The sequence below is a fragment of the Runella sp. R5_40 genome (genome assembly GCF_057652295.1).
Genome location: NZ_JBYFCH010000007.1, coordinates 111,064 through 134,404 on the forward strand (window position 1 = coordinate 111,064; position 23,341 = coordinate 134,404).

Consider the following 23,341-nt stretch of genomic DNA (forward strand, 5'->3'; position numbering starts at 1 on the left):
ATAATACATAAAAACTATTTTAAATTAAATAATTTTAAGAAATCATATTACTACTTAAATCTTTATGAAAAAAAGCAAAAACAGCACTTAAAAAACATGCAACTTAAGGAATTCAATGAGCTTAATCTAAAATACCAAACTGACCAAAACAAACTCAGAATCACAGCTTTGCAAAATGAGAATTTAAAAAAAGATGTCGATAAACAAGCTACGTTTAGATATTTTGGTGCAGCACTAATTTTACTTCTATTATTAGTAATTGGTATTACTTTTTATTCAAATGCAAGTTTAAGAAAGAAAAATGCCGAAATCTCGAAAGCAATGCTCCAAGGCCAAACCATCGAGCGCAAGCGCGTAGCGGCCGACCTCCACGATAGCCTCGGCAGTACGATGTCATCGCTGATTTATACCGTCAATGCCATTGATACCAACAATCTTGACAACGACGAAAAAAACGTCTATCTACACCTCAAACAAATGCTCGATACCGCCTACAACGAAATCAGGCTCCTCTCCCACAACTTACTGCCCGAAGAGTTTGAAAAACAGGGATTGGCCGAAGCACTCAAGCATTTTGTCCGTAAAATAAACCAAACCAAAACCATTCAGTTTGACCTATCCATTGACCCGCAATTGGGAAGACTCTCGCCCCAAGTAGAGTTTGAACTCTACAGCATCTGCTTAGAACTTGTCAATAACATCTTAAAACACGCAAAAGCCACCCAAGCCCAAATTAATTTATCAGCCCCCGCCCTGCGAGGGTCCGACCGCGCGGCGGACCGTCCCAATGGGGAGTTAAAATTGATTGTTTCCGACAACGGTATCGGCTTTTTCAGTAATGAAAGCGACGGAAAAGGAATAAAAAACGTACGAGCTCGCATAGAAAGCCTCAATGGAACTTGGCAAGTTAAAAGCATTGAAAATCATGGAATTACGAATATTATTTCGATTCCTTTGTAAATCAATGAAAAACCTATTCGCAACGTTCCCTCAAAAAAGTTAGTAGTTCAAAACAAGCGGGTGTACTTTACCAAGTACTGGTACTGATAAAAAGTGTAGATTTGCAGAAAAATAATAGAGTCATGACACAGATTATTCTTAAAAATGATATTGACCAAAACAAATTAAGCGCATTACTCCATTTTTTGAAGTCTTTTGATATTGAGGTAGAAGTAAAAACTTCTAAAAAAACAAGTAAGCCTTCGGAGGAGTTCTCACTAACGGCTGGTTTATGGAAAGATTATGAACTTGATGCAAATGAACTACGGAAACAAGCATGGAGAATAAAATAATCTACTCCACTAGCCCGTGCCTCAGGGCATATTTAGTCAGGCCAATCGCGCTTTTGACGTTGAGTTTATGAAACAAATTTCGACGGTGGGTTTCGACGGTCGAAAGGCTGATATACAGTTTTTCAGCGATTTCGGGGCTTGAAAACTCCAAGGCGATCAGCTTTAACACTTCTATTTCACGCTCAGTAAGATTTTGAATGGTGGCAGGTTGGGCATTATTCAAATCTTCGCCAGGATGTGCCGAAAGTTCATCAACAATCGCAGGACTAAAGTATCGTTTTCCTAGCATTACTTGTTGGATGGCCCGTTCTAGTTCTTCCTTGTCCGCTTTTTTAAGAATATAACCATGTACTCCCGCCTTGATGGCCTCCCGAATGTGAATGGCCTCTTCTACCATCGTAAGCATTAAAATACGAATCGTTGGGTGCTGCTGTCTGATTTGGAGGGTCAAATCAACGCCACTCAAATGAGGCATATTAAAATCTAACACCACCAAATCTACGGGGTCGTTGGCCAAAAAAGTCAATACATTTCTACTGTTATCAATCGTCGCCACAATCTTCACCTCTGGGATTCGTCTGAAAAGTAGTTTTAGACTTTCCAAAATCATTTGGTGGTCGTCCACAAGGAGTACTCTGATCATGTTTTTTGCAGTAGGGTTAAGGAAGCACACAAGATAGTATTTTCCTTCGATAAATATTTCGTTAAAAAATCAAGGACAAAATATACCTCATGGTTTTCCATGATTTTATCCCAAAAACTCACCTTTCCCTAGGAATATCACCAAATTTTTTGGTAACTATGGACTTGTTAGCTTTATCTGCCTTTGGTACACGACTTTGCCCTATGAAACCTTTCATTTTCCTAGTTTTTTTGATGAACCTCTGGGGAGCATTTATTACTGTTGCACTGGGACAATCTTCCGAAAACCTTTCCCCGCAAGAATCGGCTACGGTAAAAAAGTATTTTCAAAAAGTAGATGATTTTATGAACGATGACAACTACGATTCGGCCCAATACTGGCTCAATCGCGTCGATTTGTTGCTCACCATCAAAAAACCCACTTACTTCACCTACCTTTTTCACAGTCGGCAGTGCGAAATTTATTACTTCAATAACTTGGTCGAAATTGGCATCAAAGAAGCAAACAAAGGCTTAGCCGTGGCAAAATTAGTAAACGACCGCAGCCTGTTGGCCGACTCCTACAATTTTTTGGGTCTCTTTTACATCAATTCCGAACAACTCAAAAATGCCGAAACTAGCCTATTAAAAGCCCTAAATTATACCTTGGAAGACAATGACCAAGGCAAAGCCGATTACTACAACCTGACGCAGAAATACCACATCTACGGCAACTTAGCGGAGGTTTATATCAACCAACTACAGTATGGAAAGGCCATTACGGCCATCGACAGTTCCATGAAACTGGCCCTTCAAAAAGGGAAAGTACGGCCGTATGCGTTGGGGCAGTTTACCAAAGCCGAGTTGTTACTTAAACAAGGCAACGCCCAAGCAGCCATGCAGTATTACGAACAAGCCCAACGCACGTGCAAACAGGCCAAAGACTTTACCAACCTGCGGGATGTCTATTTGGTCACGTTTTCGGGAATTGCCAAATGCCAGCTCCAACTCAACCGCTTGCAGAAAGAGCTGATTTCGACAGGGTTAGATTTTTACCAAAACCAAAAAGACATCAACCGCTATTATTCCTTACTGTTTATCAACGACGCTATTCAGATTTTTAAACAAACCAAAGACTACAAACTTTTGGCCGAATGCCTGGAAATCAAATCAGACATCGAAAATCAGAACGTCAAAGGGAGTCTCAAAAAGTTAGAAACGACCGTCAATGTAAGTCTCCGCAATGAAAAAAAAGTATTAGAAATGGAGCTTCAAAAAGTAAAAGCTTACCAAGAAAATGAGCGAAATCGCGAACAAAACCTGACCATCATTTTGGGGCTTGTTGCCCTCATTGTTGGGATTTTGATATGGACCAACCAAAAGTTAATTGCCAAAAATCGCGAGTTGGTGCAGAAGAACCAAGCGATTTCGGCGGCACTTCTACAAGGCCAAACCACCGAACGAAAACGTATCGCCGCCGATTTGCACGATAGCCTCGGCAGTACTATGTCGGCTCTCAACTGGAGCTTAGAGGCCATCGACATCAAAAAACTTAACCCGCAGGAGCAAGAGGTATATAAGCACGTCAAAAGAACAATTGCCAATGCGCACGAACAAGTACGACTCCTTTCCCACAACCTTCTCCCAGATGAGTTTGAAAAACAAGGACTTACGGAAGCACTACGCTATTTAATTCGTAAAATCAACCAAAACACAACGACTCATTTCAGCCTGGACATTGCCCCACAAATCGGACGGTTTGACAAACGCGTCGAATTTGAGTTGTACAGCATTTGTCTGGAATTGGTCAATAATATTCTCAAACACTCTAAAGCTACTCATGCCACTATTCAACTTAGGGTAGAAAATCACCAACTCTCGCTAGTCGTTACTGACAATGGGCTCGGTCTATTTGAAAATACCTCAGATGGAAAAGGATTGAAAAATATCAAAGACCGCATCGAAAGCCTTGGAGGAGCCTGGACGATGAAAAACAATCCCAATGGCGGTGTGTGTTCTCATTTAACTCTCCGCATTTAATATTTTTACGCCCAGCCTCATTTCACTAACCCGTGGCGCATGGCGTATTTTACTACACCTGCGACGCTCTTGACGCTAAGTTTTTGCATCAAATTTCGGCGGTGCGTTTCTACCGTTGGCACACTTATGCACAGAATATCCGAAATTTCGTTGGTTGAAAACTCGTTCGCAATCAGCTTTATAATTTCGATTTCACGACTCGTCAGGTGTAGAATCGTGTCGGGGCGGGCATCGTTTAGGTCTTCGGGGGCGGAGGAAGATAGTTCTTCAATTACGGCTTCGCTGTAGTATTTTCTACCCGACATTAGGGTATAAATCGCCTTTTCTAGCTCCTCACGTCCTGATTTTTTTAAAATATAGCCATTCACCCCTGCTTTGATGGCTTCTCGGATGTGCGTGGCATCTTCGGCCATGGTCAGGAGAAGAACCTTTACCGTCGGAAACCGCTCTCGCAAGACAAGCGTCAAGTCAATTCCGCTCAAATGGGGCATGTGTAAATCCGACACAACGATATCGACTTCGTGTTCTTCGAGAAAACTCATCACGTTTCTGCTGTCGGTAAACGTAACCGCAACCGTTATATTTTCAATCGTTCCGAAGAGCATTTTTAGGCTGTCCAAAACAATTTGATGGTCATCAACAATAACAAGCCGTATAGATGATTGCATTTGTTCTCAATTTTCTACAAAATAGCGGCCTTCTAACTTTAAAACCACTCATGGTTTTCCATGATTTTTCACCAAAAAACCATGAAAAAGCCCCTGCGGATAAATGCAGAGGCTAAAATTAAGAAAGGGTATGGAAAACTTAAAGTCTTATGCCGTGGGTTCGGCCTCGGCGGTTGGCGCCTGAGCTTTCTTCTCCACAGGTTTGATGTTGCTCGATAAATACGAATAAATAGCGGGAATGATGTAGAGCGTCAAGATGGTTGAGAACAACAATCCACCTACCACCGAAATACCCATTGAAACACGGCTTTCAGAACCTGCTCCTAGCGCCAACGCAATCGGCAAAATCCCCAAAATGGCACACAAACTCGTCATGACAATCGGGCGGAAACGGGCTACTGCTGCTTCCCTTACTGCTTGCAATTTATTGATGCCTGACTCTTTCCGCTGGTTGGCAAATTCCACAATCAAAATCCCGTTTTTGGTCACAAGTCCCACCAACGTAATGATTCCGATTTGGCTAAAAATATTGAGGGTTTGGCCAAAATCCCAGAGCGACAACAACGCACCACAGACTGCCAAAGGTACCGTTAAAAGAATGATAATCGGGTCAACAAAACTTTCAAACTGCGCAGCCAAAATGAGGTAAATCAACACCAAGGCCAACCCAAAGGCAAACAAAAGGCTGGAAGAGCTATCCTTAAACTCCCGCGACTGCCCGTCGAGGGCTGTGGTATATGATTCGTCCAACACACCTTTCGCAATGCGGTCCATTTCATCCAACGCTTTTCCTAAAGTAACCCCCTTGGCCAAACCTGCGGTAATGGTAGCTGCTGATGATCGGTTGAAACGGAACAACTGAGGCGGCGAACTTTGCTCGGTAAGTTTCACAAAATTATCAAGCTGAATCAACTCTCCTCGGTTACTTTTTACGAACAATGATTTCAAATCCATCAAATCATCACGGTCTGTACGGTCAATTTGCCCAATGACTTGGTATTGTTTTCCGTTCATCAAGAAATAGCCAAATCGGCGACCTGAAAGACCCAATTGTAAGGTTTGGGCAATGTCTTGAATAGAAACTCCCAGGTTTTGAGCTTTATCACGGTCAATTTCGAGGCGAATTTCAGGCTTGGTAAACTTCAAATTGATGTCCGTTCCTACAAACATCGGACTTTCGTTCACGCGTTTCATCAACTCAGGAATCACCGCCCGCAATTTCTCGTAGCTCGTAGCTTGTACAACGTACGACACAGGAAAACTACTTCCTCCCCGTTGCCCCGTTTGAATGGTTGGATCTTGCAAAACAAACGATTTTGCCCCCGACAGTTTCGCTACTTTTGCTTGTACTGCATCGGCGATTTCCATTTGCGACCGTTGGCGCATCATAGGCTCACTCAACACCACCCGAACGAAGCCCGTATTGGTCGCATTGGTTGAGAACCCTGGCGCAGTAATCGTGATCAAGGCATCGCGTTCGTTGGCTTTTACTTCATCTTCCACTACTTTCCCAAACATTTTGAGGTAGCGATCGGTAAAATCAAAAGTCGCACCCTCTTGCATGGTCAAAGACACCCGAAACCCACGGCGGTCTTCCATGGGAGCCAATTCAGAAGGAATGGCTTCATATTTGAACAAGGCATAAATCACCCCTACGAACGCTACCATCAGCACCCATGCCATCCAACGGATTGTCATGAAAGACGCCAATGACGACTCGTATGCGTTGTTCAACCACAAAAAGAATGGTTCCGTAACACGGTACAACCAAGGTTGTGAGTGGCTCGATTTTAGCAATTTTGAGCTCAACATCGGCGTCAGTGTCAGCGACACAAACGCCGAAATAATGACGGAGCCAGCTACCACAATCCCAAATTCGCGGAACAAGCGTCCCGTTACCCCTTGTAAGAAAATGATGGGTAAGAACACCGCCGCCAAGGTGACAGTTGTTGAAATAATGGCAAAATAAATTTCTTTGGAACCCTCAATCGCAGCCTCTCGTGGCGACAGCCCTTCTTCGATTTTGGTATAAATATTTTCCAATACCACAATGGCATCGTCCACCACCAGACCAATCGAAAGTACGATTCCGAGTAGGGTCAATACATTGATGGAAAAGCCCATGATGTACATCAAGAAGAACGTCCCGACCAAGGATACGGGAATCGCCGTTAATGGAATGATGGTACTACGCCAGTCGCGCAAGAAGATAAAGATAATCAAGGCCACCAGAATGAAGGCGGTAATGATGGTTTCTTCTACTTCCAAAATAGAAAGACGCACCGAGCGGGTATAGTCAAAGCCAATCGCCGCCACAATATCTGGTGGAAGGTCTTTTTTAATTTGGTCAATGCGCTTATAAACCTCATCTACAATCGCAATCTGGTTGGCACCAGGCTGAGGCACAACGGCCACGCCCACCATCGGAACGCCATCGCGGCGCATCAGGGTACGTTCGTTTTCTGGCGCTAGTTCTGCCCTACCTACGTCCATGAACTTCACCACGCGATCCGATTCTTCTTTGACAATCAGGTTATTAAATTCGTCAACGGTGGTCAAACGTCCCAGCGTACGCACTGTAAGCTCGGTAGTTGCGCCTTCAATCGAACCCGATGGAAGCTCAATGTTTTGGCGTGTCAAGGCATTCAACACGTCGATGGCCGTAAGGCGATACGAAGCTAATTTGAGCGGGTCAATCCACAAACGCATGGCGTAGCGTTTCTCTCCCCAAATTTGAATCGAACTTACCCCCGAAATGGTCTGCAAACGTTCCTTTACTTGGCGTTCAACAATGTCGTTCAAATCCAGCATCGAGCGTTTATCGCTCTTCACGTTCATGAAGAAAATGGGGTTTGAATCCGCATCGGCTTTGGACACAATCGGCGGGTCAATATCACGCGGCAATAAGCCCAACGAACGAGACACGCGGTCGCGCACGTCGTTGGCTGCCGTTTCCAAATCCACGCCCAAATCAAACTCCACGGTAATGTTACTTCGCCCGTCGCGGCTGGCCGACGTCAGGGTCTTAATCCCCGAAATCCCGTTGATAGATTCCTCCAACGGTTCGGTGATTTGGGATTCAATAATCTCGGCGTTTGCCCCCGTATAATTGGTCATTACGTTGATCACAGGTGGATCCACGCTCGGGTACTCACGCACGCCAAGGTACGAGAAGCCAATCAACCCGAAAATAATGATGATGAGCGACATCACCACTGCCAATACGGGTCGTTGAATGCTGGTTGTTGATAATGATGCCATGATAATTTTGTTTTACTTCTTAATATCTACTTCTCCACCTGCTTTCACTTGCAAGATACCCGAAGTAATGAGGGTATCGCCTGGCATCAAGCCCTTGGTAATTTCGATTGTTTTATCATTACGAATCCCAATCTCTACTGAAATTGTTTCGGCTTTGTTATTCTTCACGATAAAGACTCGGTGCCCACGAAGGTCAGGAATAACGGCTTCGGTAGGAACGATGATGGCATTCGGTTTGGCATTTAGGATGATTTCTACGCGCGCAAATGCACCAGGCACTAACTTACGCCCAGGATTGGGGCTAGTAGCGCGAAGGGTAAGTGTACGGGTACTTGGGTCAATCTTTGGCTCAACGGCATATACTGTCCCACGGTATTTTTCTTCTCCTCCTTCGGTCGAGAACGTAATGCCTGTTCCCTTACGAACACTTGTAGCGTATTTGGCAGGCACCGAGAAGTCGAGTTTGGCAGGGTTTACGTTGGTGAGGGTCGCAATGCGGGTGGCATTGTTTACGTAACTTCCCGAACTAATGTAGCGCAAACCGACCGTTCCATCAAAAGGCGCTTTGATGACTGTTTTCGCAATTTGAGCTTTCAAGTTCTCAATATCGGCGTTCATACTGTTCAAGTTGGTCAAGCTGATGTCATAATCACGCTGGCTAATGGCCTCTTTTTCCAACAATCGTTTCTGCCGCTCTTCGTTTACTTCGGCCAATTTTTTCTGGTATTCCAATTTTTGAAGTTGAGCCTGTAAATCGGCATCATTGATACGAATCAAGACTGTCCCTTTTTGGATATAGTCTCCTTCTTTAAAATTGATAGAAGTAATCCGACCAGCAATTTCACTTCGGATTTCTACCTCTTCATTCGCAATAATCGTACCTGTCGAAAGAATTTTCTCCTCAATTCGTTGGCTTGCTACCACCAAAATCTCAATGGGAGCTGGCCCGCCTGCTTTACCTGGGGCTCCACCTTTGGCACCCGCGCCCGCATTTTTTCCTGCTCCCGCTCCTTTTTCCTCTTTTTTGGAGGCGTATTCTTTTAAACGAGGGTAAAAGGCTAAACCAGTAATAAGTAGAATAACTAAAATTGTGACAACGGTTTTTACGGGCTTGCTCATTGGTTAGTAAATAGTAATAAATATCTGCTTAGTAGAGGTTCAGATAAGGTAACACCATAATTAGGCAAAAAAGGTCGCTTTCGCGGCTGGCATCGACGAATTTGTTTTTTGTGTCGCTTAAAAGAAACAAAAAAGCGACGCTCTTGGAGCGCCGCCTTTACGTATATAGTACACAAACGCTAGCTTATCGACGAATATTCAACGTAAACGTCTTATAGTTCTCGCTTGGTTTGATGTCGAATGAACACTGCTTTTATCCCTTAACTAAATATCCTAACGCCGCGAATTACTATAAGATACCAAAATAAAACCGTTAGTGGCACCAGGATTAGGAGTAGCAAAAAACCAGTTTTCTTAGCAACTGGAGGAGACATTTTCCATTGTTTATACTCAAGAAAAAATCCTATCAACAAATTAGAAACACCTGATAAAAGTATTACATACCTTAGCAATAGAGTTTCGGACACCAATGAAACATAAATTGTCACGGCTCCTAACCAAATCAGGACAAAATTATAGGGATTTTTCATGGGTAGTTGTGGTTAAGAAAACTATCGACGAAACTGTTTTTTCTAAAGGTTAACCAAAACGTAAAAGCGACACTCTAAGAGCGTCGCTTTTACGTTTATTCTACAAAAATACAAGCTTATCGACGAATATTCAACGTAAACGTCTTGTAGTTCTCGCTTGGTTTGATTTGGTCGTTACCCGTCAATGTCAACACCAATGGAAAGTTTTGGGTAGCCGCAACGGTCGTTGGAATACCTTCCAAAATCTCAAACTTGATGTAAGCAGAGCTGCTGTTGGCAGGAATCGTCACCGAACCTTTGCTTTCCAAAATACGATAGTTGATATTTTCAACTGCCGTGCTTTTTGCCGCATCAATGACGTAGCCAAGTGTGGTAGCTTCTGGACGTTGTGCCCCTACCAATTGCACCAAAATACTGTCTCTTTTGAGTAATTGACGAATGGTACGCTGCGCTGCACCATTAGATACGTTGTTGGTGGGCTGAGTAGCAAACCCTGTACGTGGGTTTTTAAACTCTACCACTGGAGCCATATCGTACGTCCAAGAAGGATTTTCAAAGCATGACGTAAGTGACAACGCCATTGCTCCTACTACTAAAAATTGGATGAATTTATTTTTCATGTTTTGTTCAATGTTTAAGTAACTGACTTGAGCCATCTTCTGCTTTAGCTCTTAGTAACCACGATTCTGCTTCAAGTTTGAGTTAAGTTGAACTTGAGCTGTAGGAAGTGGTGCTAAGATGCGGAAGTCATCGTAAGGAACCACGGCCGAAAGGCTCGCTTTGGTAATGGTTTGTCCACGGCGCTTCAAATCAAAGAAACGGTGTCCTTCCAAGTACAATTCCAAACGACGCTCTACCATAATGGCTTCAATCAAATCAGCTCCTTTCACTGTAGCAGCTACTGGAGTAGCTCCCGAACGGGTACGAATACGGTTCAAATCTGCCAAAGCCAAATCATCTTTTCCAGTAGCAGCATACGCTTCAGCACGGATAAGAAGAACTTCAGAGAAACGAATTACAGGAATATTATCCGTAAAAGGCCCTCTTGAACCTGGATATTTGCGGCTAAACACCACCGATTCTCCACCTTTTACCCCTGCAAACATCGCTTGTGTACGACGAACGTCTGTTGCTTCGTACAAGGCAAGTAGCTCGTTGGTAGGAACGACATCCGCCCAGTTACCTGTTGTCAAGTTAGTAGTCAATGAGTGCATTGATTCGTTAGCCCCCAAACCTTCGGTTGCTTGAACATAATTAATTTCAAAAAGTGACTCTGGGTTTGGAGCTGCCGTAAATGCTGATGTGTAATTGGTACCACTTACAAGTACAGCACCGTTAGGCGCATCAAGTGCCGCGGTAGCATAAGTAATAGCATCTGCATATTTTTCCCAATAGAGGTAAACGCGTGCCAAAAGGGCATTTGCGGCCGCTTTATTGGCACGAAGACGGTTACCCGTGGCAGGGAACAACGCAATCGCTTCTTTCAAATCTTTTTCGATCAATTGATACGTTTCTTCAATCGTTGAACGAGATTTAAAATCCGCTTTGGTCACGTCATCCGTAGGTTCGGTACGCAAAATCATTCCCAAGTTTGCTCCACCCACTACTTTGGTAGGCTCGTAGCAAAATACCCGCGCCATATCAAAGTACAACAAAGCCCGCAAAAACAACGCTTCTGCTTTAATCTGCGCTTTTTCTGCTTCAGTAGTGTTAGCGCCACCAATGCCTTTAATGATAAAGTTGGCTTCGTTAATAGCCGCATAATTGTCCCAAAACGCCTGCATGTGGGCACTTGGAGCATTTACACGCTCATTGAAAAAACGGTTTGAGTTTGTATTGGTCAAACGAACGTTATCCGCCATGATTTCAGGAGCAATCATCAACCGTGCTCCATAGTAGGTATTTGGCTGCAAACGGTCATACACCGAAATCAAAAGGGCACGCACTCCAGTAATATCAGTCAAAGCTACTTCTGTACTTATCGACTGTTTTGGCTCTGTATTGAGCAAGTCGCTACACGATGTAGCCACCATTGCCAATACCACCAACGATATATTTTTAAGTTGTTTTGTCAACATGTCTTTTACGATGGTTTGAAATTAAAACTCGATTTGGATACCGCCCGTCACTTGCTTACTTTGCGGATAACGTCCGATTTCAGTAAACAAAATCTCTGGGTCTAAACCTGTGTACGCCGTCCAAGTTAACAAGTTGATGGCTTGGGCGAAGAAACGTACTTGGCTCAAATTAAGCCGTTTTGTAATACTCGATGGCAAATCGTACCCAACGGTTACTTGTTTCAAACGAACGTATCCTGCATTTTCGAGTTGCTTGGTTGAGAACGTCTGAATGGTACTGCTACCTGGTTCGACCCCTCCCTCATAAGCGCGTGGTACGCGCGTAATTTGACCTGGCGTTGTCCAGCGCGCAAGCTGGCTTTGCATGTTGTTCCAACCTGCTGATGCTGAGCTTTCCATGAAGAAACCGTTGTTGTTCAACACTTGGTTACCCCACTGGCCTTGGAAGAAGAATTCCAACGAAATGCCTTTGTACGTAAGACGGTTGGTTACCCCACCAAATCCTTTTGGAAGCGGCGTTCCTTGGATTCTTGAATCACGGGCTTGAACTGTATAAGTAATGTTCCCGAGTGAATCTAACCACATCGAACGACCATCGGCTGGGTTAACTCCCGCATAAGTTGGATACCAGTTGATTGCAACGGGTTGGCCTACCCACAGACCCGTACCGATATTGTTTTGACCAGGCAATAATTGAAGGATTTTGTTACGTTGGAAAGATACGTTCCAGTTTGTTTCCCAACGGAATCCACCTTTGTTGACGTTTACGTGGCTAAATTCAATTTCTAAACCTTTGTTTTCAACTTTTCCAAGGTTTTCGTTGATTGAACCAAAACCGCTATCGTTAGGCAAAGGACGTGACAACAACAACTTGTCGTTAATTTTACGATATGCTTGTACTTCCCCGAAAATACGTCCGTTGAAGAGTGAGTAGTTAACCCCTACGTTGAAAGTTGAAGCTACTTCCCACGACAAGTTAGCATTTCCTAACTGCGAAGGACGAATACCCGGTAGGTCGATGTACTGACCGCCCAAACCGAACAACGCGCGTGAAGCAAAGTCACTGATGTTGTTGTTACCTGCTTTACCGTAACCAGCAAATACTTTCAACTCAGACAACCACGAGTATTTTTTCAAGAAACTTTCTTCTGACAAACGGTACCCTACTGAAAGCGCAGGGAACAAACCGTAACGGCTGTTTGAACCAAAACGAGAAGAACCATCGTAACGCAAGGTTGCCGTACCAATCAATCTGTCTTTGTATCCATAATTAAATGAACCAAATACACTGGCAATACGCCAAGTGGTGTAAGTACCAGTTGTTGTGATTGGACGAGCAGCTGCTGCCAACGTACGGAACAAACCGTTGGGGAATCCTTGACCTGTAGCAGATACTACTTCTGAGATTTGTTCACGGTATTCGCCACCCACCAAAGCGCCAATTTCGTGGTCGCCGATGGTTTTGTTATAATTCAACGTTTGGGCAGTGTTCCAGTTTAAGCTGTAACGGTTAGAAACCGTAGCACTACCACCCGTTGACGCAAATTGCGGAACAATTGGGTCACGGTACGAATCGTCACGGTTGTTGGCATAATCAAGACCATAGAAAGAACGGAACTTCAAACCTGGAATGATTTCGTAATTCAATGCAAAGTTACTTACGGTCTGAATCGTCGTGTTCAAACGTGTTTCATATTCTACGCTTTGTACTGGATTGTAGCTAAACGAACCCGTAAGTGGTGCATTGTAAGAACCATCTGCTTTGTACACTGGTTGGTTTGGCAAAATCAACGCTGCCGCAAAGAAGGGGCTATTGATAAATGCTCCGTCCGCAATCGCACCGTTTTGAGTAGTTGCAGCAAGACCAATAGAGGTTTCAAACTTCAATTTTTTGCTGGCTTGGTGATCGACGTTCAAACGAAGCGTTCCACGACCAAAGTCAGACTTGATTACTTGTCCTTCTTGGTAGTTGTACGAAGTTGCCAAGTAGAAGTTCGTTTTTCCATCACCACCCGAAGCAGAAGCATCAATCATACGAAGACGACCACGCTGATACACATAATCTTGCCAATCGGTGTTTTGAACCGTAGCAGGATCACCATACTGAGCAATAGAGTTAGCACGTGCTGTTTCTACCGAAGCATTCGTTGCCACTGCACGGTTTACAAACCCTTCAAGTTTCAAGGTCGCAAACTCAGAAGCAGTCAACACATCCAATTTTTTCAACACATCCGTAAAACCATCTTGGATTGATACTTTGAATTTGGTTTTGCCAGCCTTACCACGTTTGGTAGTAATCAAAACTACCCCGTTTGACCCTTGCGCACCATAGATAGCCGACGCTGCCGCATCTTTCAATACTTGGATGGACTCGATGTCGTTAGGGTTCAATGAAGAAAGTACGTTTGAGCTCGCTGTCGTTGACAAACCACCACTCGCTACTTGTACTCCATCAATGATGTAAAGTGGGTCATTACCAGCGTTGATAGAACCAACCCCGCGAACACGAACGTTGATACCACCACCAGGCTGCCCGCTCGTTGCGGTTACTTGTACCCCCGCCGCACGTCCTTGAAGGGCGCGGTCAACAGTTTGCATAGGCAAACCTTCAATGGTTTTTCCACTTACTTGAGACACCGCCGCAGTAATGTCCTTCTTTGCAGTCGAACCACCGTAAGCCGTTACTACTACCTCATTGAGGTTGTTGGCTTCTGGAGTAAGCGTTACGTTAATGATTGTTTTGGAACCTACTTCAGCGGTTGTTTTTTCAAAACCTACGAAGCTAAATACAAGTTGGCCACCGTTTGAAACCGCGATTTTGTACTTTCCGTCGGCATCGGTATTCACACCGCGCGTTGTCCCTTTGACAACGACCGTCACCCCTGGCAGGGCTGTTCCATCTTCACTGCTTGTTACCGTTCCTGAAACGGTCCGCTCTTGCGCTCGAAGCTGCACACAAAAGCTCATCAACAAGCAAAAGCTTGCGAGTAAAATTTTACGCATACGATTTAGTTGGTTTTTAGGTTGATTCTAATGTGTTTTACAACACACAGCTATAAACCTGTTACAGTTTATAATTGTTCCGTAAAATTAAGCAAGAACGCAATAAGTTGCAAGCACATTATTTAGTTTACCAACTATTTATTATCCCAAATGGATTATTTTGGGGTTATTTTAAACTCAAAAAGGAAAGCAAATGCTTCCCTTTTTGAAATAAGTACCAATAAAATATACCTAAGCGATTAGTAGCCTGGATTTTGTTCGATGATTGGGTTCTGCGTCTTTTCAGTATCTGGGATTGGCCAAATAAAACGGAAATCAGCGTAAGGGATAGCCGCTTGAGTTGGATTGATTGCTCCACCTACCTTGTACAAAGCCGCTCCTTGTGCCGCATTCGCATACTTGGCTGGAATACCACCTGTGTTGAAATCTGGATCAACAGCATTGCGGTGAATATCAGCCCAACGCTTTCCTTCTGCTAAGAACTCAATTCTTCTTTCCAACAAAATAGCTGCGATAAGCGCTTTTTTGTCAGCAAAGCTGGCAGCTGTATAAGCTTCTGTTGCAGGTGCAGCAAGGGCACGGTTACGTACTGCGTTCAATAAAGCGATTGCTCTATCAGACACACCCGTTGCTTGGCGCGCTTCTGCTTCGGCTGAGTTCAACAATACTTCAGCGTAGCGAATCTGCGGTGCAAAGTCAGCTCTTTCGGTGTAAGACGTATATTTCTTCGTAAATACGTTCACAGTTGAAGCTCCGTTGGCATTGGCACCAGTAAGGTACAATTGCGTACGACGCTTATCTGTTTCCAACCATTTCGCATTGTTCCAGATGATTGGTGAGATTGCCAACAAACCACGCGCACCTAAGTTAGCCGCACCGTACATACTTGGCAAGGCTCCGTTGGTACCCGTGTTATCCAAAGCGTCGTTACGAATAGAGAAAATGCTCTCCGTCGAACTGTTGTTTGTGAATGCACCGTTAGGCTCGTCCGTCAATTTCCAAGCACCAATTGGGCTTACAAATGGCGCTGCCGCAGGTACCAATTTAGCCCCTTCAGCAATCACACCTGCCCAGTCACCTTTGTGCAATTTCACGCGTTGTTTCAAGGCAATAGCCGCCGCTTTTGTCGCACGAACCGTTCCTGGTGAAAGTGTCGCTGGCAAGTTTGTTTCAGCAAAATCCAAATCTGCTAAGATTTTTTCGTAGTTCTCAGCCACCGTTGGACGTGGAATCGCTCTTACTTGATCTACTGCCGAACCTGAGTTAATGGCAAAATCACGGTAAGGAACACCTAGTTTATTTCCGTTTCCATCCAAGTAGGGTCTTGCATAAAGCGTCACGGCTTCGTGGTGCGCCAATGCTCTCAAGAAGCGACATTCTGCTTCAAATTGAGAAGCAGCAGCAGCCGTAATGATATTCGACTTAGCAGCATTTTTAAAGCCATCAATCGAAATGTTCGCTTTGTTGATAAGCGCGTACAACGCTCCCCAGTGCCCTACGTTGTTGGCAGTGGTGGTGTTGTAAGTAGCTTGGTAAGTAATTTGGAAGAAAGCCGCTACGTTGATAACGTCTTCGCCGCGTGCATCACCTTGTTCGATGTTGGCCGCTCCAAAAGGATACCCACGTACCGAACCATCGGTGTATGGGCTACTTTGTGCTGCATCATATACGCCATACAACGACAGGAGACAACGGTCAGCCGTACTAAATGCACTGGCATCAGTAATGGCGTTGAAAGGGCTTTTGTCCAGAGCGGTTTCGCAACTGCTCATCATCGCCAGTGGAATCGCACCTATTAATATTCTTTTTACTAATGTTTTCATAAATCAATCGTTTGTCGTAGTGTGAATTAAAAACCAACATTTAAACCAAAAGAAACGGTTCTAATTTGTGGACTAACTGCGTTGTCTAAGCCCAACGTACTGATGTTGTCAGGGTCAGCTCCGCTGTATTTTGTCCATACAGCCAAGTTTTGTCCTTGCGCAAACAAACGCAAACTCTGCACAAAACCTTTCGTTGCTTTTGTCAACGCTTTGCTTGGTACACTGTAAGTCAATACGATGTTTTGTAAACGGAGGTAATCGCCGCTCTCTAAGAAACGAGAGTTTGCCAATTGAGATTGGTTGATGTTGTTACCTTGGCCATAGTACAATCTAGGTACGCTAGTAACATCACCAGGTTTCTGCCATCTCTGAAGAATCTCACGACCGTTGTTTTGGAAACTTTGGTTCATCAACGCATCTTGACGAGTGATGTTGAAGATTTTGTTTCCACCTGAGTAACGCAACATTATTTCTAAGCCCAACCCTTTGTAGTTAAAGTTGTTGGTAAATGCACCAAACCATACAGGTGTAGGATTTCCTAAACGCACACGGTCATTGAATGTCAACGACGTTTGAGCGCCCAAGGTACCTTCGTTTTGGCCTGAAGCAATGTAGTAACCACCAATTGAGAAAGGAGCACCGTTTGAAATGTTCAACTGTGCAAGTGTACCATCAGCTTTCAAGTAAACTGGGTTACCGTTTGCTGAGTTTACACCTGAGAACTGGTATCCGTGAATCACGTTGATAGGTTGACCTACTTCAATCAAGTTATAGCCACCGTTTTGGATGTATGGAACCGCCGTACCACCGATTGAGTAAAGGGCAGTGATTTGGTTTTTGATATTTGAGTAGTTGAAGTTGGCATTCCAAGTGAAGTCTTTGCTTCTAATGATGTCACCACCAATCGACAACTCAAATCCTTTGTTGCGAAGCGAGCCAATGTTTTGAGAAATTGAGTTACCTGGAACCCCTGCGCTCAAAGGCGTTGGAACACCAAGTACCAAGTTATCAACGTCATTAATGAAGTAATCCGCTGTTACGTTAAAACGGTTGTTAAGGATACCAACATCAAGCCCTACGTCGTATTTGTTACTTGTTTCCCACTGCAAGTCAGAGTTACCAATGGCTGATACTGCAATACCACTGATGTTTCCGTACGGACGAGCACCATATGTACTCAAGTAAGGGAAACCGCTCAACGTGTTACCAACTCTTGCATACGAAGCCTTCAATTTCACTTCGTTGATGTATTGGCTCAAGCCGCTGTTTGCCCAGAAGCCTTCTTGCGATACACGCCAGCCTGCTGAGAAACCTGGGAATACCCCGTAACGTTTTTCAGGAGCCAAAGAGCTTTGTCCATCGCGACGAATCGACGCTTGTACGAAGTATTTGTTGTTGAAATCGTAGTTGAAACGACCAAACAATGATTCAAAACCAGACTGCGTCATTGATCCACCCGTTGTCTGAATGGCTGCACTACCCGTGATAAAGTTTTCTTTGATGAAGAACATATCCGAGATGTTTGAGCCTGAGGTAGAGTGCCACTTGTAGTTATCGCGTTGTACTTCGTGACCTGCTGTCAAGTAAATGTTGTGGTTTTTACCCAACGACAAGTTGTAGTTTAGGTAGTTTTGCCACGTATAACGCAAGCGGTTTTGGTTTTCGTTGTAAACATAACCGTTTGTTCCACCCGTTGATGTTCCATAACCGTCACCGTGAAGGTTTGTCCAGCTTTGGAAGCTATAATCGCTAAACATATCGGCCGAGAATACCGAACGCAATTTCAAGCCTTGAATCGGAGAAATTTCGATAAAGCTGTTGTTGATGATACGGTATTTGTCCGAACGGTACTGGTTGTTACGCAACGTAAAGGCCGCATTCGTGAAGTTGTCATCCACTGAAGTTGTGTTAGCGCCTGGGTTCATTGAGTTACCACTTGGCCAGTTGATGTTATAGCCTGTTGGGTGATTGGCATTGAAAGGCGAAACGTTTGGCAACAAACGAAGCGTTGACGAGATCGCACCACTCAAGGCGTTTGTACCGTTGTTTTGGTCTCCGTCGTCTTGGCGGCTAATCGTGATGTTGTTACCCACTTTAAGGTACTTATTTGCTTCGTGTTCTACGTTCAAACGAGCACGGTATGCTTTGTTAAAGTTGGTAATGATAATCCCTTGTTGCTGCGAGTAGTTAAGTGACATGTAGTAGCTTGTCTTTTCAGTACCACCTTGTGCACTTAGGGTGTGGTTATGCACCGCTGCATTGTTTACTAGCACTTGGTCTTGCCAGTTGGTGTTGGTTTGAGCTGCGTCCATGTTGGCACGCAAAGCTTGACCTGCATTAGCCAATTTTTCGTTGGCAATCGTCACAAATTCCTGAGCATTCAAGACGTCAAAACGCTTGAGGGCGTTGTTGAAACCGATGGAAGCATCGTAGCTAACTTTTCCTCTTCCTTTGGTACCTTTTTTGGTGGTAATCAAAATAACCCCCGCAGCCGCTCTTGAACCATAAATCGCCGTAGCCGATCCATCTTTCAACACTTCCATGTTTTCGATGTCGGCAGGGTTAATATCTCCCAAGGCGTTTGAGTTGGTTGTACTTGCCAAGTTTCCTGAAATGATAGGCACACCGTCCACCACGATCAATGGATCATTGGCTTGGTTTACTGAGTTTGTACCACGAATACGGATACGTGCTGGCGTGTTAACACCACCACCCACGTTTGTTACCTGTACCCCTGTCGCACGACCAGCCAACTGCTTGTCAATCGAAGGAGTCATCAAGTTTGCAAATTGTTTGGCATCTACTTTTGAAGCAGACCCTGTAAAGGCTTTGCGCTGCTGCACACCGTATCCAACTACCACAACCTCACTCAGCTCATTGGCAAGGGTTTTAAGCGAAGGATTAATTACTGATTGGCTGCCTACCAACACTTCTTGCTCTTCCATTCCTACGAATGAATACACCAAGGTACTATTGCCATTAGGAACTCGGATAGAGTACTTCCCGTTACCATCCGTAACAGTTCCTACTAACGTACCTTTCACTACTACACTTACCCCAGGTAATGGAGAACTGTCATCACTACTGGTGACTGCACCAGTAACGGTACGCTCTTGCGCTCTGAGTTGAGTGCAAAAGCCCAATAACAAGCAAAAGCTTGCCAGTAAAAAATTACGCATACGATTTAGTTTGGTTTTTAGTTAAACAAATGGTGTTTACTCATTTACTTCGCACAAAGTTAGGTGCTTTTGTGCTAATGTAAGCGCGAAATTAAAACATGATTAAAATAATATCTCTAAAAATCAGTAAGTATTCTTAGTAACATCGGCTAAAACCCCAGATTTTAGCGACGAAAAATACTTATTTTACTGACAAAACCTTGAACCTTAAACCAAAACATTAACTACAACGCTTGGCCATGATTGAGTCCTTTTTAGAAAAAACAGCTCGGTATATTTTTTCAAAACATCCTGACATTCGGCAACTTGAGCAATTATCCATCATTGTTCCTACCCGACGTTCGGGGTATTTTTTGAAGCGTGCTTTGGCGCAGTGTTCTGCTCAGCCATTTTTGGCACCTGAAGTAGTCGCAATTGACGATTTTGTAGCTGACCGTTGTAAAATCGAAATTGCCGATAATGTGAGCCTACTCTTTGAATTGTACGATATTTTCAAGCAAGTTGATAAAAACATCACCTTCGACCGCTACTTGCAGTGGGGTAGTATGCTCCTGCGTGACTTTGAACAAATTGATCAATATTTGATTGATGCCGATTACCTTTTTGACTACATCACCGAAGCCAAAGCCCTCGAACGGTGGCAAGTTGATTGGCCAAACAGCAACGTTTCTACGCAATCAGACCGCCTAAAAGCGTATTTTGAATTGTTCTCAAACCTAAAAAAGGTATATTTTTCATTCAAAAAAGACCTAAAAAAGAGGAACAGGGCGTTTCGCGGAATGGCCTACCGAGATTTAGCTGAAAATGCAGTTGATGTCCTACTCACTGCCGATCATTCAATCAAACCGCGTTACTATTTTGTTGGCTTCAATGCCCTAACTGCAGCCGAAGAGAAAATCATCAAAACCCTCGTTAATGCCAAACAAGCCGAAACGATTTGGGATTGTGATTACTACTATATGCGCGATAATCCACTCGCCGAAGGGGGGAAATTTTTGCGTAAATACCGTGACGCGGCCTGGTCAGGTGAATGGAAATGGAGTGAAAGCCATTTGTTAGGCACCCAAAAAGACATACACGTCTATGCCGTTCCGAATGCTTCGATGCAGGCGAAAGTGGCGGGCGAACTCTACCAACAATGGTGCGCGGAAGGACAAGGTGGTTCGGAACAACGCCCCGTGGGTATTGTTTTGGCCGACGAAAACCTGCTCGTTCCGATGCTCAATGGGCTTGATGAATCCATCACAGATTTGAACGTAACGATGGGGCTTACGCTTCGTAACTCGCTGTTGTTTACGCTTATCGACTCCCTTTTTGAGTTACAATTTACCATTGCCGAATTTAGGTCCAAGGACGGACGAGCCATAAAAATTCCCAAATTCAACCACCGAACGGTACAAAAAGTCCTGAACCACCCCTTTATTCGTCGCTATGAATTTCTGGCATTACAACAGCGTGATGTCTCGACCGAAACCATCATTCAAGTGACCATTCGGGAAATTCAGCAGCGCAATTTGGTCTATCTTGACCCTGCCCTACTCCTCGAATGGGGACAGCAACACCCACTTTTCAAAACCCTTTTTAGCCGCTGGGACGACAACCCACATACCGTCATCAGGGTATTTTATGACCTGATTGATATTTTGCGTGAAGTCTATAAAGACACCCAAAATGCGATTGAAACGGAATACCTCTACTTGTTTTATACACTCCTAAAACAACTCGAAACTACGCTCAGTTCTGAGCACGTTGAAAAGCTCAATTTGCGTACGTTTAAATCCTTTTTGTACGAACTTATCCGCCAAACCCGCATCCCATTTAGTGGCGAACCCGTCAGTCCGCTTCAAATCATAGGGATGCTCGAAACCAGGGCATTAGACTTTGAGCGAATCATTATTTTGTCGATGAACGAAGGGGTTTTTCCCCTAACCAAACGTCAAAATTCGCTCATCCCGTTTGACATTGCCAAAGAAGCAGGTTTGCCCGTGTTTAGCGACCAAGACGCGGTGATGTCATACCATTTTTATAGGCTTTTACAACGCGCCAACGACGTTCACCTGGTCTATGTAACCGATTCAAACACCTACAATGGCGGCGAAAAAAGTCGGTTTATTCTCCAAATTGAGCATGAACTTGTACCCAAAGCCAACGGTACGATCAAGTTTACGGAACACGTGGTTAGGTTTCAGGAGATGGACACCTCCTCCGTCGATATGACTGAAGAAGTTGCCGATACAACCCAAAACAATAAACCCCAAACAGTAAACCCCAAACACCCCCTCAGCAACGATTGGACCGTACCAAAAACCCCCGAAACATTGGCATTTTTACGTCAAAACTTAACTAACGGTGGTCTATACGCAACCCACCTCAACCAGTACTTAAAATGCTCACTTCAATATTATTTTAGTCGCGTGGCTGGGGTTTCGGAAGACGAAGAAGTGGAAGAAAGAATGGGAGCTGCCGATTTTGGTTCGTGGATACACGCCGTGTTGGAACGCATTGACATCGAATTTTTGATGGACGGGAAGCCCATTAGCGACGCCGAAATCAAGGCCATTTTGCGCGAAGAATTTGCCAAATTGTTCCGAGGTTACGACCCAGAATCGGGCATTAATCGTCTTTTGTATCAAGTAGCCGAACAAACCGTGTTGGATTTTCTGAAAGAACAACGCCAACGCGATGAAAACCTTACTGTGCTCGCTACCGAACAAAAATTGACTGCAACCTTTGACGTACCCTTGTCAGACGGCTCACTCGCTTTGAAAATTGCGGGAAAAATTGACCGAGTAGAACTCCTCAACAACGTCATTCGCGTGGCCGATTACAAAACGGGGAAAATCGAACAGCTCCCCAAAGTTACCCCCGACAAACTTGATCACATCATGAGCTCGGGCGACAACTCAAACCATGAGAAAATCAGGCAGTTATGGATTTATCAATACCTGATTTATAAACAAATGCTGCGTGAAAAAGGCTTGCGTTTGCGCGGACGTGAGTTTCACTTAGATGCCTACGAAGTGACTTCGGGCTTTTACTCACTGCGCAATATCAAACGTGGTTTTATTTTCAACCCATTAAAATTTGGCGATACCCAAGATGCCGAATCGTACGTAGAACAATCGGAAAACTACCTCCGCGCCTTTGTTGTAGATAAACTTCTCAACCCTGACGAACCTTTCCGCAAAACCGACTACCTAACGGCTTGCCAGTTTTGTGATTTTAGGGAAATTTGTGGTCGATAAATCGCCTCTCAAGCAGCCTGTGTGAGCAATGCAGGTTGCTTGGCCCTTCGTCGGGCTACGGGTGCGGCAAAACCATCTTTCTGACGCACCAACCCATCGTGCCCCACGGAAGCATGCAGTAGGTTGATAATACACCCCCGCCGAATGCGCACAAATGAGTTAGATAATTCTGTTTCAAAAAGCCCCAACGTTTTGGCTACAAGCATCGGTGGATGGGCATTTATTACGATAAGAGTATAATTACGACGCCCCTCCAAGCGAACAATTTCACTCAAAGGCACAAATACTTTTCCTCCAGTACATGGAAGACGTAAGCCAGCAACGCCTTTTTTGGTAAATGCAAGTTCATATACTTTCATGAGTAGCAGGGAGTTAGTGAATAGTTGTACAAAGGTGCATGATTTGCCTTCGGCCATTCAAGGGGAAAACTACCCTTCACTTCCCGCAATTTTCCCGTATTTTTGCAGCTTAGTTTATATCCA

The 23,341-nt window shown here is 44.3% G+C and carries 14 protein-coding genes; 4 read left to right on the forward strand and 10 right to left on the reverse strand.

Annotated elements, in window-relative coordinates; all coding sequences use genetic code 11:
- The first annotated feature begins 96 nt into the window (after positions 1 to 96).
- Both AC23N5_RS14670 and AC23N5_RS14675 read left to right on the forward strand, forming a co-directional pair.
- Positions 97 to 960, forward strand: a complete 864-nt coding sequence (locus AC23N5_RS14670) for a sensor histidine kinase (protein WP_487756176.1) — start codon at positions 97 to 99, stop codon at positions 958 to 960.
- Positions 961 to 1,082: 122 nt separating this feature from the next.
- Positions 1,083 to 1,292: a hypothetical protein gene (locus tag AC23N5_RS14675; protein ID WP_183979508.1), complete on the forward strand. Its 210-nt coding sequence runs from the start codon at positions 1,083 to 1,085 to the stop codon at positions 1,290 to 1,292.
- 1 nt (position 1,293) lies between these two features.
- Here AC23N5_RS14675 and AC23N5_RS14680 read toward each other — a convergent pair whose 3' ends face one another.
- On the reverse strand, positions 1,294 to 1,935 hold the full coding sequence (locus tag AC23N5_RS14680) for a response regulator (protein ID WP_487756177.1): 642 nt from the start codon (positions 1,933 to 1,935) through the stop codon (positions 1,294 to 1,296).
- A 203-nt stretch (positions 1,936 to 2,138) separates the two neighbouring features.
- Here AC23N5_RS14680 and AC23N5_RS14685 point away from each other — a divergent pair, with 203 nt between their 5' ends.
- The gene (locus AC23N5_RS14685) at positions 2,139 to 3,953 is read left to right on the forward strand and encodes a tetratricopeptide repeat-containing sensor histidine kinase (protein WP_487756178.1); all 1,815 of its coding nucleotides are present in this window, start codon (positions 2,139 to 2,141) and stop codon (positions 3,951 to 3,953) included.
- A 17-nt stretch (positions 3,954 to 3,970) separates the two neighbouring features.
- On the opposite strand, the gene AC23N5_RS14690 is transcribed toward AC23N5_RS14685, so the two are convergent.
- The 8 genes from AC23N5_RS14690 to AC23N5_RS14725 all read right to left on the reverse strand — a co-directional run bounded on the left by AC23N5_RS14690 (position 3,971) and on the right by AC23N5_RS14725 (position 19,614).
- Positions 3,971 to 4,621, reverse strand: coding sequence for a response regulator (locus tag AC23N5_RS14690; protein ID WP_183979514.1), 651 nt, complete (start codon positions 4,619 to 4,621; stop codon positions 3,971 to 3,973).
- Positions 4,622 to 4,768: 147 nt separating this feature from the next.
- Positions 4,769 to 7,882, reverse strand: a complete 3,114-nt coding sequence (locus AC23N5_RS14695) for an efflux RND transporter permease subunit (RefSeq protein ID WP_487756179.1) — start codon at positions 7,880 to 7,882, stop codon at positions 4,769 to 4,771.
- Between the two features lie 12 nt (positions 7,883 to 7,894).
- Positions 7,895 to 9,001 carry an efflux RND transporter periplasmic adaptor subunit gene (locus tag AC23N5_RS14700; RefSeq protein WP_183979518.1) on the reverse strand — a complete coding sequence of 369 codons (1,107 nt, stop codon included), beginning with the start codon at positions 8,999 to 9,001 and terminating at the stop codon, positions 7,895 to 7,897.
- Between the two features lie 646 nt (positions 9,002 to 9,647).
- On the reverse strand, positions 9,648 to 10,151 hold the full coding sequence (locus AC23N5_RS14705) for a DUF4843 domain-containing protein (RefSeq protein ID WP_183979522.1): 504 nt from the start codon (positions 10,149 to 10,151) through the stop codon (positions 9,648 to 9,650).
- Between the two features lie 51 nt (positions 10,152 to 10,202).
- Positions 10,203 to 11,609, reverse strand: coding sequence for a RagB/SusD family nutrient uptake outer membrane protein (locus AC23N5_RS14710; RefSeq protein ID WP_487756180.1), 1,407 nt, complete (start codon positions 11,607 to 11,609; stop codon positions 10,203 to 10,205).
- Positions 11,610 to 11,630: 21 nt separating this feature from the next.
- On the reverse strand, positions 11,631 to 14,612 hold the full coding sequence (locus tag AC23N5_RS14715; protein WP_487756181.1) for a SusC/RagA family TonB-linked outer membrane protein: 2,982 nt from the start codon (positions 14,610 to 14,612) through the stop codon (positions 11,631 to 11,633).
- A 239-nt stretch (positions 14,613 to 14,851) separates the two neighbouring features.
- Entirely contained in the window at positions 14,852 to 16,435 is a 1,584-nt protein-coding gene (locus tag AC23N5_RS14720; protein ID WP_229601475.1) for a RagB/SusD family nutrient uptake outer membrane protein, read from the reverse strand.
- Positions 16,436 to 16,461: 26 nt separating this feature from the next.
- The gene (locus tag AC23N5_RS14725) at positions 16,462 to 19,614 is read right to left on the reverse strand and encodes a SusC/RagA family TonB-linked outer membrane protein (RefSeq protein WP_487756182.1); all 3,153 of its coding nucleotides are present in this window, start codon (positions 19,612 to 19,614) and stop codon (positions 16,462 to 16,464) included.
- A 239-nt stretch (positions 19,615 to 19,853) separates the two neighbouring features.
- On the opposite strand from AC23N5_RS14725, the gene AC23N5_RS14730 reads away from it, so the two are divergent.
- Complete coding sequence (locus tag AC23N5_RS14730) at positions 19,854 to 22,859, forward strand: PD-(D/E)XK nuclease family protein (RefSeq protein ID WP_487756183.1); 3,006 nt, start codon at positions 19,854 to 19,856, stop codon at positions 22,857 to 22,859.
- 8 nt (positions 22,860 to 22,867) lie between these two features.
- Here AC23N5_RS14730 and AC23N5_RS14735 read toward each other — a convergent pair whose 3' ends face one another.
- Entirely contained in the window at positions 22,868 to 23,218 is a 351-nt protein-coding gene (locus AC23N5_RS14735) for a LytTR family DNA-binding domain-containing protein (RefSeq protein WP_183979531.1), read from the reverse strand.
- Positions 23,219 to 23,341 lie beyond the last annotated feature (123 nt).

Excerpts from the sequence above, each read along its gene's own strand:
- AC23N5_RS14670 (WP_487756176.1), top strand. The coding sequence starts at position 97 with ATGCAACTTAAGGAATTCAATGAGCTTAATCTAAAATACCAAACTGAC.
- AC23N5_RS14675 (WP_183979508.1), top strand. The coding sequence starts at position 1,083 with ATGACACAGATTATTCTTAAAAATGATATTGACCAAAACAAATTAAGC.
- AC23N5_RS14680 (WP_487756177.1), bottom strand. The coding sequence starts at position 1,935 with ATGATCAGAGTACTCCTTGTGGACGACCACCAAATGATTTTGGAAAGT.
- AC23N5_RS14685 (WP_487756178.1), top strand. The coding sequence starts at position 2,139 with ATGAAACCTTTCATTTTCCTAGTTTTTTTGATGAACCTCTGGGGAGCA.
- AC23N5_RS14690 (WP_183979514.1), bottom strand. The coding sequence starts at position 4,621 with ATGCAATCATCTATACGGCTTGTTATTGTTGATGACCATCAAATTGTT.
- AC23N5_RS14695 (WP_487756179.1), bottom strand. The coding sequence starts at position 7,882 with ATGGCATCATTATCAACAACCAGCATTCAACGACCCGTATTGGCAGTG.
- AC23N5_RS14700 (WP_183979518.1), bottom strand. The coding sequence starts at position 9,001 with ATGAGCAAGCCCGTAAAAACCGTTGTCACAATTTTAGTTATTCTACTT.
- AC23N5_RS14705 (WP_183979522.1), bottom strand. The coding sequence starts at position 10,151 with ATGAAAAATAAATTCATCCAATTTTTAGTAGTAGGAGCAATGGCGTTG.
- AC23N5_RS14710 (WP_487756180.1), bottom strand. The coding sequence starts at position 11,609 with ATGTTGACAAAACAACTTAAAAATATATCGTTGGTGGTATTGGCAATG.
- AC23N5_RS14715 (WP_487756181.1), bottom strand. The coding sequence starts at position 14,612 with ATGCGTAAAATTTTACTCGCAAGCTTTTGCTTGTTGATGAGCTTTTGT.
- AC23N5_RS14720 (WP_229601475.1), bottom strand. The coding sequence starts at position 16,435 with ATGAAAACATTAGTAAAAAGAATATTAATAGGTGCGATTCCACTGGCG.
- AC23N5_RS14725 (WP_487756182.1), bottom strand. The coding sequence starts at position 19,614 with ATGCGTAATTTTTTACTGGCAAGCTTTTGCTTGTTATTGGGCTTTTGC.
- AC23N5_RS14730 (WP_487756183.1), top strand. The coding sequence starts at position 19,854 with ATGATTGAGTCCTTTTTAGAAAAAACAGCTCGGTATATTTTTTCAAAA.
- AC23N5_RS14735 (WP_183979531.1), bottom strand. The coding sequence starts at position 23,218 with ATGAAAGTATATGAACTTGCATTTACCAAAAAAGGCGTTGCTGGCTTA.